At 72.8% G+C, this 14970-nt stretch carries 10 protein-coding genes; 3 read left to right on the top strand and 7 right to left on the bottom strand.

Translation table 11 applies throughout. From position 1 onward, the window contains the following. Positions 1–15 precede the first annotated feature (15 nt). A complete protein-coding gene (locus tag ACIPWA_RS08480) occupies positions 16–2085 on the bottom strand; it encodes a glycosyl hydrolase family 28-related protein (protein ID WP_400289432.1) in 2070 nt (689 codons plus the stop codon). Between the two features lie 238 nt (positions 2086–2323). On the opposite strand from ACIPWA_RS08480, the gene ACIPWA_RS08475 reads away from it, so the two are divergent. Further along, entirely contained in the window at positions 2324–3169 is an 846-nt protein-coding gene (locus ACIPWA_RS08475; RefSeq protein ID WP_400289429.1) for an alpha/beta hydrolase, read from the top strand. A gap of 46 nt (positions 3170–3215) precedes the next feature. On the opposite strand, the gene ACIPWA_RS08470 is transcribed toward ACIPWA_RS08475, so the two are convergent. The 5 genes from ACIPWA_RS08470 to ACIPWA_RS08450 all read right to left on the bottom strand — a co-directional run bounded on the left by ACIPWA_RS08470 (position 3216) and on the right by ACIPWA_RS08450 (position 13031). Next, the gene (locus ACIPWA_RS08470; protein WP_400289428.1) at positions 3216–6038 is read right to left on the bottom strand and encodes a helix-turn-helix transcriptional regulator; all 2823 of its coding nucleotides are present in this window, start codon (positions 6036–6038) and stop codon (positions 3216–3218) included. 131 nt (positions 6039–6169) lie between these two features. Next, complete coding sequence (locus ACIPWA_RS08465; RefSeq protein WP_400289425.1) at positions 6170–6796, bottom strand: hypothetical protein; 627 nt, start codon at positions 6794–6796, stop codon at positions 6170–6172. A gap of 320 nt (positions 6797–7116) precedes the next feature. Beyond that, positions 7117–9711 carry an ABC transporter permease gene (locus ACIPWA_RS08460; RefSeq protein WP_400289424.1) on the bottom strand — a complete coding sequence of 865 codons (2595 nt, stop codon included), beginning with the start codon at positions 9709–9711 and terminating at the stop codon, positions 7117–7119. Next, positions 9711–10550: an ABC transporter ATP-binding protein gene (locus tag ACIPWA_RS08455; protein ID WP_400289423.1), complete on the bottom strand. Its 840-nt coding sequence runs from the start codon at positions 10548–10550 to the stop codon at positions 9711–9713. Before ACIPWA_RS08455 ends, ACIPWA_RS08460 begins: the two co-directional genes overlap by 1 nt. 225 nt (positions 10551–10775) lie before the next feature. After that, positions 10776–13031: a transglycosylase domain-containing protein gene (locus tag ACIPWA_RS08450; protein WP_400289422.1), complete on the bottom strand. Its 2256-nt coding sequence runs from the start codon at positions 13029–13031 to the stop codon at positions 10776–10778. A 163-nt stretch (positions 13032–13194) separates the two neighbouring features. On the opposite strand from ACIPWA_RS08450, the gene ACIPWA_RS08445 reads away from it, so the two are divergent. Continuing rightward, a complete protein-coding gene (locus tag ACIPWA_RS08445) occupies positions 13195–13857 on the top strand; it encodes a TMEM175 family protein (RefSeq protein WP_400289420.1) in 663 nt (220 codons plus the stop codon). Between the two features lie 32 nt (positions 13858–13889). Beyond that, a complete protein-coding gene (locus ACIPWA_RS08440; protein WP_068627631.1) occupies positions 13890–14189 on the top strand; it encodes a DUF1330 domain-containing protein in 300 nt (99 codons plus the stop codon). A gap of 33 nt (positions 14190–14222) precedes the next feature. On the opposite strand, the gene ACIPWA_RS08435 is transcribed toward ACIPWA_RS08440, so the two are convergent. Next, positions 14223–14945: a phosphatase PAP2 family protein gene (locus ACIPWA_RS08435; protein WP_400289418.1), complete on the bottom strand. Its 723-nt coding sequence runs from the start codon at positions 14943–14945 to the stop codon at positions 14223–14225. Positions 14946–14970 lie beyond the last annotated feature (25 nt).

Genomic DNA, 14970 nt, shown 5'->3' with positions numbered 1-14970 from the left:
CGCACCCCGCGGGCGTCACCAGGTCGAGGGCGCCGGGGGCGCGACGACCGGGGGCCGGTCGTCGCACGTGATGGTGTTCGGCAGCTCCCACGGCGCGAGCCACGGGCCGGTGGTCCCGCCCCCGTCGTTCCCGCCGAGGTCGGTCACCGTGAACTCGGAGCCCGTCGCCGGGAAGTTGAACGAGCCGCAGTTGTTGATGCCGACCGCCCCGACGTTCCGGGCGTCGACGTTCTCGAACGTCGCCGAGCCTGCGACCCGCGCGCTCAGGACCGAGGTGCCGGTCCCGTCGATCCGCGTGTCCTTGAAGTGGACGCCACGGATCGCGACCTGGTCCTTCACGGGCCAGTCGGAGACCAGCATGATCGCGTTGTAGGTGCTGTCGAGGAAGTGGTTGCCGACGACCTGGACGTCGGCGTCGATGTCGCGGTCGAGCGCGTAGAACCAGATCGCACCGAGCCCGATGTTCCAGTTGAGCTCGTACGTCCCGGACCGCACGGTCGTGTTGTCCGTGATCCGGAGGCTGCCCGTGAAGGGCTCGGCGCCGAACCGTGACCCGACGTGGAGCGCGCTGCCCTCGCGGACGGGGTCGGCGACCAGGTTCCTCGACACGGTGTTGTCGGTGCCGCCGTAGACCGCGATCCCGTTCGCGAGCGTCGGGGACTGGATCGTGTTCCGGTCGAACGTGTTGTTCGCGTTGGCGAGCTTCTCCGACCACATGGCCAGGCCGTCGTCGCCCGTGTTGCGGACCAGGTTGTTCGAGACGACCGAGCCGGTCACGCCGCCGTGGAAGTTGAGACCGTCGGCGATCTGGTCGGTGATGACGTTGTTCGTGACGCGCAGGTTGTCCATGGGGCCGTCGAACCACAGCCCCACCTTGGTCCGGTGGATGTAGAGCCCGTCGATCGTCGAGTCGCTCATGGCCCCGCCCACGCCGTTCACCTGGTCGGTGTCGATGCGCTCGCGGACGTCTCCCTCGATCGTGAACCCGGACAGGTGGACGTTGCGGCTCCCGCCATCCGCCGCGTCCTTGCCGTAGAAGCCCACCCCCGTGTGCACCGAGCCGTCGGGCGCGGGCGTCGCGAGCGCCGTCTCGCGGCCCTTGACGATCGTGTACCAGCTGCCCGCGCCCTGGATCGTCACGTCGTCGACCATGATGTGGCGGTTCACCTGGAAGGTGCCCGGCGGGACGTAGACGGGGAGCCTGGCCTTCTTCGCGAACGCGATCGCCTTGTCGAACGCGGCGGCCGAGTCGCGGCGACCGAACGGGTCGGCGCCGAACGCGAGCACGTTCGCGGCGCGCAGCGTGAGCTTCGGAGGGGCCACGACCTGCGAGTCGAGCAGGTCGATCACGGTCCAGGCGGCCTGGCTCCCGGCGGGGACGGTGAGCCGGACGGTCGAGCCGGCCGGGTAGGTCCTCGTCAGGAGCAGGCGCTGCTCGTCGTAGAAGTGCGTGGGCCGGAACGGCTTGGTGATCTCGGGGGCGGGGGTCGTGGCGGCCGGGACGCACGCGCACTCGGTGATCCACCAGTCGGGGTGCAGGAGGTCCGCGTCCGGGTCGTTCGTGAACGGGTACTGGTTGTAGAGCCACGAGTACTGCGAGGTGAGCGTCATGGTCCGGCTCGGGCCCCGGTCGACCGACACCGCGAGCGGCGCGGTGATCCCGCCGCCGCCCGGCGCGTCCGGGATCGAGTACCGAACGGTCAGAGCGTTGGCGGCCTTCGGCAGCGTGAACTCGACGTGCTGGCCCGGTGTGAGCCGGACGCCCGAGCGTCCCGAGGCCTCGGACGCGAGCGTGTAGGCGGTCCGGTCGGGGGTGAGGACGGTGCCGTTCGTGACGGCCGACTCGGCCTCCTGCTCGACGATCCCGAGGTCCGCGCCGCGGCCAGCGACGAGGTCCGGGGCCAGTGCCGCACGGGTCGCGGCGGGGCTCGGGGGGCGCGGGTCGCGGCCATGGGCGGACGCGCCGGCCGCGGTGCCGACCACGAGGCCGAGTGCGACGGTGAGCGCGGTGAGCGAGGTCAGGGGGGATCGGGTCCGCGCTCGTCCCCCGAGGGGGAGAGTGGGGCTGAGGTGTGTTCGTGTCATCGTCGACTCGACTTCTCTCGGGAAGGCGCTGCCTTCGCGGTGCAGGGCGTCCTCGCCCTGACGGTGAGCCCGAATCTATGGCCGAGCGCTCACCCGCGCAAGGGTTCTGCGAGAAGTTTTCGTGCTTCTGTCGATTTCTTGCGTCGATGCGGTGGTGACTACCCGCGACGGGTGATGCCCCGACCACCAGGTGCCGGGGAAGGTGGGGAGCACGATCCCTCGGCCACAGGAGACCACCATGAGCGACACCACCCCGCCGACCGCCCCCGACACCGTGGTCCTCGTCCACGGCCTGTGGATGACGCCTCGCAGCTGGGAGCACTGGGTCCCGTACTACGAGGCCAAGGGGTTCCGCGTGCTCACGCCCGGCTACCCGGGGTTCGAGATCGAGGTCGAGGCGCTGCGCGAGAACCCCGAGGTCATCGCGAGGCTCACGGTCCCCGAGACCGTCGACCACCTCGCCGGGATCGTCGAGGGCCTCGACAGGCCGCCCATCATCATGGGCCACTCGTTCGGCGGCACCCTGACCCAGCTCCTGCTGGCCCGCGGCCTGGGCGCGTCGGCCGTCGTGATCGACGCGGCGCCGACCGAGGGCGTGCGGGTCAACCCGCCGTCGCAGATCAAGTCGCTCTTCCCCATCCTCAACAACCCCGCCAAGGCGCACCGCGCCGCGGGGTTCACGCCCGAGCAGTTCCACTACGCGTTCACCAACACGCTCACGGCCGAGGAGTCCCGCGAGGTCTACGACCGCTACCACATCCCTGCTCCCGGGAGCTGGGTGTGGGCCTACGGGCTCATCGCCAACTTCAAGCCGGGCAAGCAGGAGACCTGGGTCGACTACGACGCCGACCGTGCACCGCTCCTGTTCATCACGGGCAGCGAGGACCACATCATGCCCGCGTCCGTGAACCGGTCGAACGCCCACAAGTACCACCGCTCGCCCGCGGTGACCGAGGTCCTGGACCTCGAGGGCCGTTCGCACTGGACGTGCGCCGAGCCCGGCTGGGAGGCCGTCGCGGACGCCGCCCTCGACTGGGCCGTCGCGCACGCCCGGGCGCCCCAGGCCGCGGGGGAGCCGGCCTGAGACGACCGACCACCTGCGCGAGGCCCCCGCCCGGCACGGGCGACGGCTACCGCCGGACCGTCGCTCCGAAGTCGGGCGGGCGCAGCGCGCGCGCGAGCTGACGGCGCGAGGAGACCCCGAGCTTCCGGAACGCCTTGCGCAGGTGGTAGTGCACGGTGTGCGGGCTGATGAACAGGTGCGCGGCGATCTCCGCGTTGGTCGCGCCCGTGGCGGCGAGCTCGGCCACGCTCTGCTCCTGCGCGGTCAGACCCGTCGTGGGGCGGTCGAGCGGGACCTGGGCCCGCCCCGTGACCGCAGCCAGCTCGCGGCGGGCGCGCGCCGCGAACGGCTCGGCGCCCATGCGCTCGAACAGGTCGAGCGCGGCGCCCAGGGCGACGGTCGCCTCGCGCCGGCGACGCCGTCGCCGCAGCCACTCGCCGTGCAGGAGGTGGGTCCGTGCGAGGTCGGCGACCGCGCGTGTCCGCGACAGGTGCCCGACGGCGTCACGGAAGTGGGCGTCCGCCTCACCGTCCTCCGCGAGGAGGGCTCGCGAGCGGGCGAGCACGCCCAGGCCCCACAGCGCCCCGCTCGCCAGGGTCACGTCGGCGAGCCGGGCGAGCGCGGCGCGGGCCGTGTCGTCGTGACCGCTGCGTCGTGCGGACTCCACGAGGTCCGGCAGGACGCGGATCCCGACCTGCAGGAACCCCTCGCGGGCGATCGCCGACGCAGCGTCGAACGCGGCGGCGTGGTCGCCGGCCGCGAGGTCGAGCAGCATACGGGCGGTCCGCGCCAGGCTCGCGGCCCCACCCAGGCCCAGGTGGTCCGCGGCCCCCTGCGCCTGGTCGATCCGCTCGCGCAGCGCGGGGGAGTCGGGACCGTGCCACGCGAGCAGCTCGACGTTGGCGAAGATCCGGGCTTGCTCCGGGCTGAGCCCCACGGCCTCGCGGAGCTCGTGGACCTCGGCCAGGAGGCGGTCGGCCGCACCGAGCTGACCCATCACGGTCTCGCACAGCGCGAGCACCCACAGGGCCGAGTCCAGGGCAGGGATCGCGCCGGCGGCCCGGGTCTGAGCGGCGGCCTGGCGCACGAGCTCGTCGCGAGCAGCGTCGTCCCACAGTGCCGTGGTCACGGCGACGGCCAGGAGGCCGTGCCGCTGGAACGTCTCGGAGGACGCCGCGCCGGGCGCACGCATCGACTCGACGGCGGCCCGCAGCGCGGGGACGCACCGGGCGTCGGGCGTCGTCGCGAGCGCTGCGAGCGCGCCCAGCAGGGTCGAGGCCATGTCGCTCGGCCGGTCGAGAGTCGTGTCGTCGGTGCTGTCGACCTCCTGGGCGCGTGCCTCGCGCGCGAGGTCCGCGAGGGTGTCGTCACCCGCCGCGCGCTCGGCGCCGAGGATCTCGCCGAACGCCGTGAGCAGCGCGTCCTGGGCAGCCGCCGGGTCCGTCGCGCGCAGCGTGCGCGCGGCGCGCAGGAAGAGGCCCGGGCTCTCGGCCGCGGCGTGCGGAGCCCCGGAGTACTTGCGGGCGACGGCCCGAGCGGTGAGGCACCGTGCGAGGACCGCCGGGGCGATGAAGTTCTCGTCCACCCCGTCCAGGAGGGCCAGCGCACGGACCGGCGACCCGGCGAGCGACGCGGCCTCGGCGGCCGAGACCGCGCGTCCGTCCCGCCGCGGACCTGGTGCGGTGAGCTCGACCGCGCGGGCGAGGAAGGCCGCGCGGGCCGCGTAGCCGCCTCGGGCGCGGGCACGCTCGGCGCCCTGCTCGAGCGCTGCCGCCACGCCCTCGTCAGGGCCGAGGGCTGCTGCCGAGAGGTGCCAGGCACGCTGGTCGACGTCGGCCGGCCTGTTCGTCACGGCGGCGAGCGCGGCGTGGGCGGCCCGGCGCTCGCTGCCGGTCGCGCCGCGGTAGACGGCCGACCGCACGAGCGGGTGGCGGAACGCGACGTGGCTCTCGACCGTCACGAGGCGGTCGCGCTCGGGCGCGTCGGAGGCGTCGTCGGGCAGGCCGAGGGCCTCGGCGGCGGCCCTGACGTATGCCGTGTCGCCCCCGGGCTCGGTCGCGGCGAGCAGGAGCCAGCGCTGGGTCGGGCGAGCGTACGCGCGAGTGTGCCGCTGGTAGTGGTCCTCGAGGTGGCTGCCGACAGGGAGGGGCGCGGAGAGCACCGCGCCGCCCGCGAGCTGAGCGGCGCTCAGCTCGCCGCTCAGGTCGAGCAGCGCGAGCGGGTTGCCGCCCGTCGCGGCGACGATCGAGTCGGCGACCTGCGGGTCGAGGGCCGTGCCCACCCGGGAGCGCAGGAGCGAGAGCGCCGCGTCCCGCGGGAGCCCTGCGAGGTCCACCGTGGGCAGGTCCGACACCGCGGCCGCGCCCGGCGTCCCGGCCCGGACCGAGAGGACCAGGGCCACCCGCTCGGCGCGCAGCCTGCGGCCCACGAACGCGAGAAGGTCGAGGGACTCGCGGTCGAGCCACTGCGCGTCGTCGGCGAGCACGAGGACGGGGGCGTCGTCGGACAGCGCGGCCAGGAGGGACAGCACGGCGAGGCTCACGAGGAACCGGTCCGGTGCGGGGCCCGACGACGTCCCGAGGGCCGTGCGGAGCGCGTCCGCCTGGGGAGCGGGGAGGCCCGCGATGCGCGACGCCCGGGGGAGGAGCGCGCGCTGGACGGCCGCGAAGGGCAGGTCCGTCTCGGTCTCGGTCCCCGTGAGGCGTAGGACGTCGAGGTCGCCCGCCGTGGCGGACAGCCGGTCGAGCAGGGCGGTGCGGCCCGATCCGGGCTCCCCCCTCAGGACCAGCACCCGGCTCGATCCCTGACGCACGGAGACCAGCAGGTCGTCGAGGACCTGCTTCTCGCGCTCGCGGCCGATCAGGGTCACGTCGCCCGGACGCGCGGACATGGCACCACATCCCTCGAGCCCCGCCGGAGGGCTCCGTCCACGGCACGGCGGGGGTCGGGACGCCCCTCAGCGGGACACTATCGGGTGAAGCGGGCTACGTCACCGGGAAGGGGTCGACGGGGCGCCGCGGGCTACCGGCGAGGCGGGGCGCCGAGCCCGGGGCGACTGCCGATCTCCTGGTACTCGGCAAGGACCCGACGTGCGGTGAGCTGCATCCACAGCCCGTAGGCGCTCGTGACGAGTGCCGCACCGAACCCGACGACGCCCCACGTCGTCTGCCACGGCGCTCCAAGGCTTGTGAGGTAGAGACCGATCCCGGCGACCACGAGCATCACGGTCCCGAGGTAGTAGTCGATCGTGCGGCCGAAGATCGCGGGCATGGGGTAGAAGTGCAGCGCGACGACCAGGACGACGGCCGGAAGAACCCACTCCCACCGTCCCAGCAGCCCCAGGACGACCACCGACGTGAGGATGAGGCCACCCTGGATGCTCCCGACGATCGTCATGCCCCGGGTGATGCGCGTGTCGACGGCACCGGTCGCGTGCGGGAGCTCGCGACCGAGCCGGACGAGGCGGGCCGCGCTCCGCGCGAGATGGACCGACCACGCGACGGCCGCGAGGAAGAAGACGAGGCCGGGCACGCCCCACGCGACCACAGGCCAGATCGCATAGACGGGGGTGAAGATCGCCATCGGGACGAGCCCCGACGCCGTGCCGGTGAGGATCGTCCCCACACGGTTCTCGAGATCGTCGTGCACTGCGGCCCCCTCGTCGCTGGATGATGTCCGTCGCAGTCTGTCGCATCCCGGTGCTCTGACGACGGCTCGACCACCCACCGGTCCGCGCGGCCCGGCATGGTCGAACCGCCGCGACGGCTGCAGGCTGCGGGGTTCGGACCTGTTTGTGCGGAGCCACCACCATTGTGGTGGCTCCGCAGAAACACAACCCGCCCCCGCAGGGTCGCGGACTCCGACGCCGGTCGTCGGTGCGAAGCTCTGACGCAAGCCGGGCGGCCCGGGCGGCCCGGGCGGCCCGGGCGACCCCGGCGACCCCGGCGACCCCGGTCGTCGGTCGACCGTCAGTCGACCGTCACGGCGTCGAGCACCGGGAGCCGCGCCGCGCGCAGCGCGGGCCAGCCCGCGGCCAGGACGCCGACGAGCACCGCGATGCCCACCATGGTCCCGAGCCCGGCCCACGGGATCGCGAGGGCGGTGAAGCCCGTGCTCGCGAACACGGTCGGCATCGCAGCGGCGAGCCCCACGCCCACCGCGAGCCCGAGGAGTGTCCCGAACACGGCCGTGAGCACCGACTCGATGACGATCGTCCCGGCGAGCTGCGACCGTCCGAGCCCGACGGCCCGCAGCAGCCCGATCTCACGCGTCCGTTCGATCACCGACAGCGCCAGGGTGTTGACGATGCCGAGGACCGCGATGACGATCGACAGCCCCAGCAGGGCGTAGAGGATCGTGAGCATCTGGTCGATCTGGCTCGCGAGCGCCGAGACGTACTCCTCGTCGTCCATGACCGACACGATCATGTACGGCTCGGCGGCCGCTGTGACCGCGGCGTCGAGCTCGGCCTGGGACACGCCGTCGGCCGCCTTGACCAGGAGCATGGTCGACATCTCCGCGGGGGCGACCGAGAGCTGCGCGAACACCGCGTCGGGCACGACGACCGGGACGCCCAGCGCGGGCGAGTCGAAGATCGACCCGATCGTGACGTCCACGCTGCCCTGCTGGGAGCGGAGCGTCAGCTCGTCACCCAGACCCCAGCCCTCGTCGGCCGCGGTCGCCTGGAGGACGCTGACCTGCCCGTCGGCGAGCGAGTCGAGGCTGCCCTCGACCGTCTCGGTCTGCCACGTGCGGCCGAACACCCCCGGGTCCACCCCGAGCACGAACAGAGGAGACGCGTCGGCAGCGTCCCCAGAGGACGACCCGACGAAGTACTGGTCGGCCGTGAGCGAGTCAGCCGCACCGACCTCGGGCAGCGTCGAGATGTCGCTCACGGCCCCCGAGGGGACCGTGCCCGTCGCGGACTCCACGACCAGGTCGGCCAGCGACTCGTCGGCCACGATGGACTTCATCGACGCCTGCATCGACACGGCCAGGACCGAGGCAGCACCGACGAGGGACATGCCGATCATGAGGGCGCTCGCGGTGCTCGCGGTGCGGCGTGGGTTGCGCGTCACGTTGCCGCGCGCCAGCGTCCCGAGGGGCTTGGCCCACGCGACGAACGGCGCCGACATGACGTGCAGGACGCCGCGCGCGACGACGGGCGCCAGCAGGAGCGTCCCCACGATCACCCCGACGGCCCCGAGACCGAGGAGCGCCCCGGTGCCCGCGGTCTCGTCGGCCGCCGCCTGGACGACCGCGACGACCACGGCGCCCACGCCCGCACCGGCGACGACCGCGCCCGCGATGCCACGAGCGCGGAGCGACCCGGCCTGGGCGGGGGAGTCGTCGCGCATGGCCTCGACCGGGGCGACGAGCGCTGCGCGTCGGGCCGGGAGGGCCGCCGACGCGACCGAGACGACCACGCCCAGCACGAGAGAGACCACGACGGTCGTCGCGTCGAGCGGGATGTCGCCCGCGAGCTCCATGCCCATCGACCCGAACATCGCCTTGAGCGCGGTGACGAGCCCCAGCCCGCCGAGCACCCCGAGCGTGCCGCCGAGCGCCCCGATGACCGCGGCCTGGACCAGGATCGAGGCGAACACCTGGAGCGGGGACGCCCCCACGGCGCGCAGCAGGGCGAGCTCGCGCTGCCGCTGCCGCACCGTCATCGCGAACGTGTTGGCGATGATGAACCCGCCGACGAACAGCGAGATGCCCGCGAAGACCAGCAGGAACGTCTCGATGAACCCGAGCTGCGACGCGATGTCCTCGCGGGCCTCGTCGCGAGCCGTATCGCCCGTGACGGCCTCGACGGGGGAGGTGCCGGTGACGGCGGACGCAGAGCTGTCGAGCGCGACCGTGATCCGGTCGGCGAGCTCCTGCTCGCCCACGCCGTCCTCGGCCAGGACCGAGATCGTCGAGACCATGCCGTCGGGCGCGAAGGCCGCCGCGGCCGTCGGCTCGTCGAAGAACACGATGCTCGCGCCCGCCATCGAGGCACCCATGTCCACGATCCCGGTCAGGGTCGCCTCGGCGACCTGTCCTGCGACGACGAGCGTGGTCGAGTCCCCTACCGTGAGGCCGCTGGCCTCGGCCGTGCCGGCCTCGAGCAGGAACTCCCCGGGGCCCGACGGCGCCGCGCCCTCCGCGATCGGCGTCGAGGGGTCGGTGGCCCGCCACGCGAGGCCGAACGTCGGCGCGCCCGTGGTGGGCGGCGGGGTGCCGTCCGCCCCGACGAGCACCAACGGACCGGTGTAGTCGGCGAAGGCGTGCGCGACGCCGTCGACCCCCTGGACCGTGTCCGTCAGGTCCGCCGGGATCGTGGTGCGGACCTCGCCCGCGCTCGCGTTCTCCTGCGTGAGCGCCGCGGAGTCCTCGCCACCGCGCAGGTAGACGTCGAACGAGGACCCGGCGTCGACGATCCCGTCGAACGTCGAGGAGAGCATCTCGCGCAGCGAGAACGTGCCCGCGACGAACGAGACGCCGAGCACGACCGCGAGGATGGACAGCCCGAGGCGCACGAGGTGCGCACGGACGTTGCGCAGGGCGACGCGCAGCATCAGGCGGCCGCCTTCTTGCGCGTGAGCGAACCCAGGACGGCGAGCACCGAGTCGGGCGTCGGGTCGGTGACCTCGTCGACGATCCGGCCGTCGGCCAGGAACAGGACGCGGTGCGCGTAGCTCGCCGCGACGGGGTCGTGCGTGACCATGACGACCGACTGGCCCAGGTCGTCGACCGACTCGCGCAGGAACGTCAGGACCTCGCGCGAGGACGTCGAGTCCAGGTTGCCCGTGGGCTCGTCCGCGAACACGACCGCGGGACGGGAGACCAGGGCGCGCGCGCACGCGACGCGCTGCTGCTGGCCGCCGGACAGCTCGCTCGGGCGGTGCGTGAGGCGGTCCGTGAGCCCGACGGCGTCGACCACCTTGGCGAGGTACGCCCGGTCCACGGGCTTGCGGGCGATGTCGAGGGGCAGCGTGATGTTCTCCTCGGCCGTGAGCGTCGGGACGAGGTTGAACGACTGGAAGACGAAGCCGAGCTGGGTGCGCCGCAGCTTCGTGAGCTGTCGCTGGTTCATGCCCGAGACCACCAGGTCGTCGACCACGACCGTGCCGGCCGTCGGGGAGTCGAGCCCCGCCATGCAGTGCATGAGGGTCGACTTGCCCGAGCCCGAGGGGCCCATGATCGCGGTGAAGCGGCCTCGCCCGAAGTCGACGTCGACGCCCGCGAGCGCGTGGACGGCCGTCGGGCCCTTGCCGTAGGTCTTGACCAGGCCACGGGCGGACGCGATGGTCGGCGCTGCCGCGCTCGGCGCGGCCCCGCTCGGCGCGGCCCCGCTCGGCGCGGGATCGCCCGAGACGGCGGTGGGGGACGTCGTGGTGCGGGACGGGGAAGGCATGGCGGGCTCGTCTCTGGAGGGTGCGCTGGGCTGTGCAGCGCCCCTGACGGAGCGAGCCGACGGGGCGATGAGCCCTGTCCGCGGTCACCCCTCCGAGCCGCTGGCACCATGCTGGCGCGCACGGCCCGTGCGGGGCATCGGGGATGCCCCTGAGACGAACCCTGAGAGTTTCCTGGGGATGGGCCTGGGCCGGACGTGCGGCGAGGCTCGGCTCAGACCCGCGGCCTACGGCGTCGGCGGGACCACCGGGTCGGCAGGCGGGGCGGGGTCCGCGGGCGGGGCCGGGTCGGCAGGCGGGGCCGGGTCGGCCGGGGCGTCGTTCTTGGGCGTCTTCTTGGGCGGCTTGGGAGCGGGCGCCTGTCCCAGCATCGCGGGGTCGGGGCCCGGGAAGCCGACGACCGGCGTGCCCTCGAGCGCGGTCTCCATGTAGGACCGCCACGTCGGTGCCGCGAGCGTCGAGCCGTACCACCGCTTCTCGTAGCGGCCGTTGATGCGCATGTAGCTCATCGAGACGTCGTTCTCGGCGTTGCCGATCCACACTGCCGTGACGAGCTGGGGCGTGTACCCGATGAACCAGGTGTGGTGGTTGTTGTTCGCGGTCCCCGACTTGCCTGCGCTCGGGCGGGAGAGCTGGGACTTCTTGGCCGTCCCCTGCGTCATGACGTTCTCCAGCGCGAACGTCACGGTGTTCGCGATCCGCGGGTCGACCGCGTTCGGGGTGCAGTTCGCCGAGGGGACCGGGAGGTCTGTGCCGTCGGCGCCGACGACGCGCGTGATCGCGATCGGTGCGCAGTAGGTGCCGCCGCTCGCGAACGTCGCGTAGGCCGCGGCCATCTGGAGCGGGGACGAGTTCTGGGTACCGATCGTCATGGTGGGCATGACGTGGATCGAGGACGCGTCGCCCTTGAGCTCGGACGTGATCGAGGGGCGCAGCCCGGCGTTCCATGCCATGTCCCGGACTCCGCACAGGTCCAGCTGCGACTCCATCGACGCGTACGCGGTGTTGACCGAGTTGAAGGTCGCACGCAGGACCGGGATCGACCCCTGGTCGGTCGACCCGTCCGAGTTCCCGGGGGACCACGGGATGCGGTCCAGGCGGGCGCACGAGGCGCTGAAGTCCCGGTTGGGCACGAACGTGCGCTTGTTCGCGTTGACCGTGTCGTTGAGCGTGTGGCCCGAGCGCAGCCACTCGGCGAGCGTGAACACCTTCCAGGTCGACCCGGGGGAGAAGCCCCGCGACGAGCCGTGGAGCTGGTCCGCGGAGTAGTTGATGGCCGTGGTCCCGGGGGCGGGTTCGCGGGCGACGTCGTAGGGCCGGTTCTGGGCCATCGCGAGGATCTTCCCGGTGCCGGGCTCCACCGTCACGAGCGCGTCCTCGAGGCCGCTCGGGTCCAGGGCGGGGACCGCTGCCGTGATGTTGGCCTCCGCGGCGGCCTGCAGGCGGGGGTCGAGGGTCGTGGTGATGTCCAGGCCGCCGCGGTAGAGCAGTGCCTGACGGTCCTTCTTGGTCTCGCCGAACGTGGGATCCGACGTGATGACCTTGGTGACGTAGTCGCAGAAGAACGCCGCACCGGCCGCTGTCTGGCACCCGGCCGAGATGGGCTGGACGTTGAGCGTCGCGGGCAGCGGGGTCGCGACCGCCTCGTCGTGCTCCTGCTGGGTGATGTACTCCTGCTCGAGCATCCTGTCGAGGACCCGGTTGCGACGCGCCTCGGAGTTTGCCGGGTTCGCCACGGGGTCGTACCTGGTCGGCGCGTTGGTCACCCCGGCGATGGTCGCGGCCTCGGCGATGCCGAGCTCGGAGGCGTGCTTGCCGAAGTAGTGGAGCGAGGCCGTCTCGACGCCGTAGACCCGGATGCCGAACTGCGCGATGTTCAGGTAGCCCTGGAGGATCTCGTCCTTGGTCATGACCGTCTCGAGCGAGATCGCGAGCTTGGCCTCGCGGGCCTTGCGGCCCAGCGTGTCGTCGCGGGCAGCGCGGACGGCGATAGGGTCCTCGTCGCGCACGGCCTGCTCGATCAGGACGTTCTTCACGTACTGCTGCGTCAGGCTCGACCCGCCCTGCGTGTCACCACCGGTGAAGTTGTTGATCGCGGCGCGGCTCACGCCTTCGGGGTCGAGCCCGCCGTGCTCGTAGAAGCGCTTGTCCTCGATCGCGACCACGGCGTGCTGCATGTGCTGCGAGACCTGGTCGAGCGGCACCACGATGCGGTTCTCCGTGTAGAACGTCGCGAGGAGCGTGGTCCCGTCGTTCGCGAAGACGCGTGACTTCTCGGAGAGCGGGCCGGGCTGCAGGTCGTCGGGGAGGTCGTCGAACAGCTGCGTGACGTCCTTGCTCACCGCGCTCGCGCCGGCAGCCAGCGGCAGCAGCAGGCCGGCCGCGAGGACTCCCCCCACAGCCGACACGAGCAGGAAGGCCAGGAGGAGCGCGAGCGCCTTGACGGCGTGCGGCTGCTGGCGGGGTCGTGTGGACTGGCCCATCTGCCGACTGTACGTCCGGCGGTGCGCCACGGCTCGGCGACATCACGGTCGTGACCTGGGCGTGACATGGGCGGTGCTGAATCGTCGGGCCGCACCCGGCCCGATCCTCCCCAGGCAGCGGACGACTCGTCGCCCTAACCTGGAGGTCGACCCGGGAGACGACATGCTCACGTCCCGCACGCCCCGAGGCCTCGACCGGCTCGTCAACTTCACGGACGCCGCGGTGGCCATCGCCATCACGCTCCTCGTCCTGCCCCTCGTCGATCTGGTGACCGACGGCAAGGAGCACCCGCTCCGCACTCTCCTGGAGGACGAGCGGGGGACGTTCCTCGCGTTCGCGATCAGCTTCGTCGTGATCGCGAGCTTCTGGACCGGGCACCACCGGGTGTTCGAGCACCTGCAGGACTACTCCCCGGCCATGCTCTGGGCCAACTTCCTGTGGCTCGCGAGCATCGTGTTCATCCCGTTCACGACCCAGCTGCTCGCCGACCAGGGCACCGACACCGCGCCCGTGAACGCGCTGTACATCGGGACCATGATCGTCACGACCGGGAGCCTGGCCCTGATCGAGGCCCTGGCGGTCCGGGACCCCTCCCTCCAGCGCGCCGAGATCCGCGGGCAGCTCGACGCCCGCGGCGCGCTCGTCGCGATCGCGCTGCTGCTCGTCGCGCTCGTGCTGAGCATCGTCGCGCCGGTCGTCGGGCTGTACTGGCTGTTCCTGCTCTTCCTCTCCGGGCCGCTGACGCGGTTGTTCCGGTCACGACGTCCCACGGAAGGGGCGGGCGTCGCGCAGGACGCCTCGGAGGAGCCCGGCCGCCAGGACTGACGAGCCGACGCCCCGGGCGCTAGCGTGACCTCGTGCCACTCACGCTCTGCGTCCTCCTCTGGGCCGTCGACGGTCAGGTCCGCTCCCTCGCACGCTACGAGGACGAGGTCCTCGCGCTCGTCCCGCGCCACGGCGGGCGCGTGCTGTCGCGGGTCCGGAGCATGCCGGGCGAGGACGCGGCCCGGCCCACCGAGGTGCAGGTCATCGAGATGCCCGACGACGCAGCGCTCGCCGCGTACATGGCGGACCCGGACCGCGTGGCGCTCGCGGACCTGCGGGACCGGTCGGTCGCACGGACCGAGATCGTGCGGGTCGAGCAGGTCGTCGGCTGACGGCCGGGAGCCGACGGCGACGGCTCGCTGTCGTCAGGCCCGGACCTGCGACGTGTCGCGGCGCAGGTAGCCCCATGCCAGGACCGCGCACACGACGCCGTTGACGAACCCGGCGAGGACGTCGGTCAGCGAGTGCATGCCGCGGTACAACCGGGCGAAGCCGACCGCGAACGGGACGAGCACCGCGAGGACCGTCAGCACGACCCGGAGCGCCGGGTTCTGCACGCGCTGCGCGAGGAGCGCGAGCGTGAGGTAGAAGGCCGTGGAGGCCCCCGTGTGGCCGCTCGGGAAGCTCGAGGTGGGCGGGGCGTGGTCGAGCATCTCGACCTCGGGGCGCGAGCGGCCCACGACGAGCGAGGACGTCAGGAAGACCAGGGCCTGCAGCGACACCGCGAGCGCGGGGACCAGGGCGAACCACCACTGCCGTGTGCGCCACCAGATCAGGGCGACCGCGAGCACGCAGGCGCCGATGATGAACTCGGTCGTCCCGATCGCGGACAGCATCTCCGTGACCGTGTCGAGGAAGGGGGTCCGCGCCGAGACGAGGGCCTGGTTGACCCTGGCCTCTCCCGGCAGGTTCTCGAGCGGGCCCTTGATGAGGAACCCCAGACCCACGACGGCGAGCCACAGCGCGGCGCCGGGAAGGAACGCCCGGAGGGCCAGGTCGCGGGCGACCTCACGGCCGGTCGGCCGAGAGGTGTCGAGCTCGTAACGGTGGACGAACGGGTGCACAGGGCCTCCAGCGGTGGTCGGCACGCGACGACTGAGGATCGGCGCGCGA

This window comes from Oerskovia enterophila (assembly GCF_044748475.1).
In the GTDB taxonomy this organism is placed as follows: Bacteria; Actinomycetota; Actinomycetes; order Actinomycetales; family Cellulomonadaceae; genus Oerskovia; species Oerskovia enterophila.
Note: the sequence above shows the minus strand (reverse complement) of the source record. Positions and strands in the feature narration are given on the sequence as shown.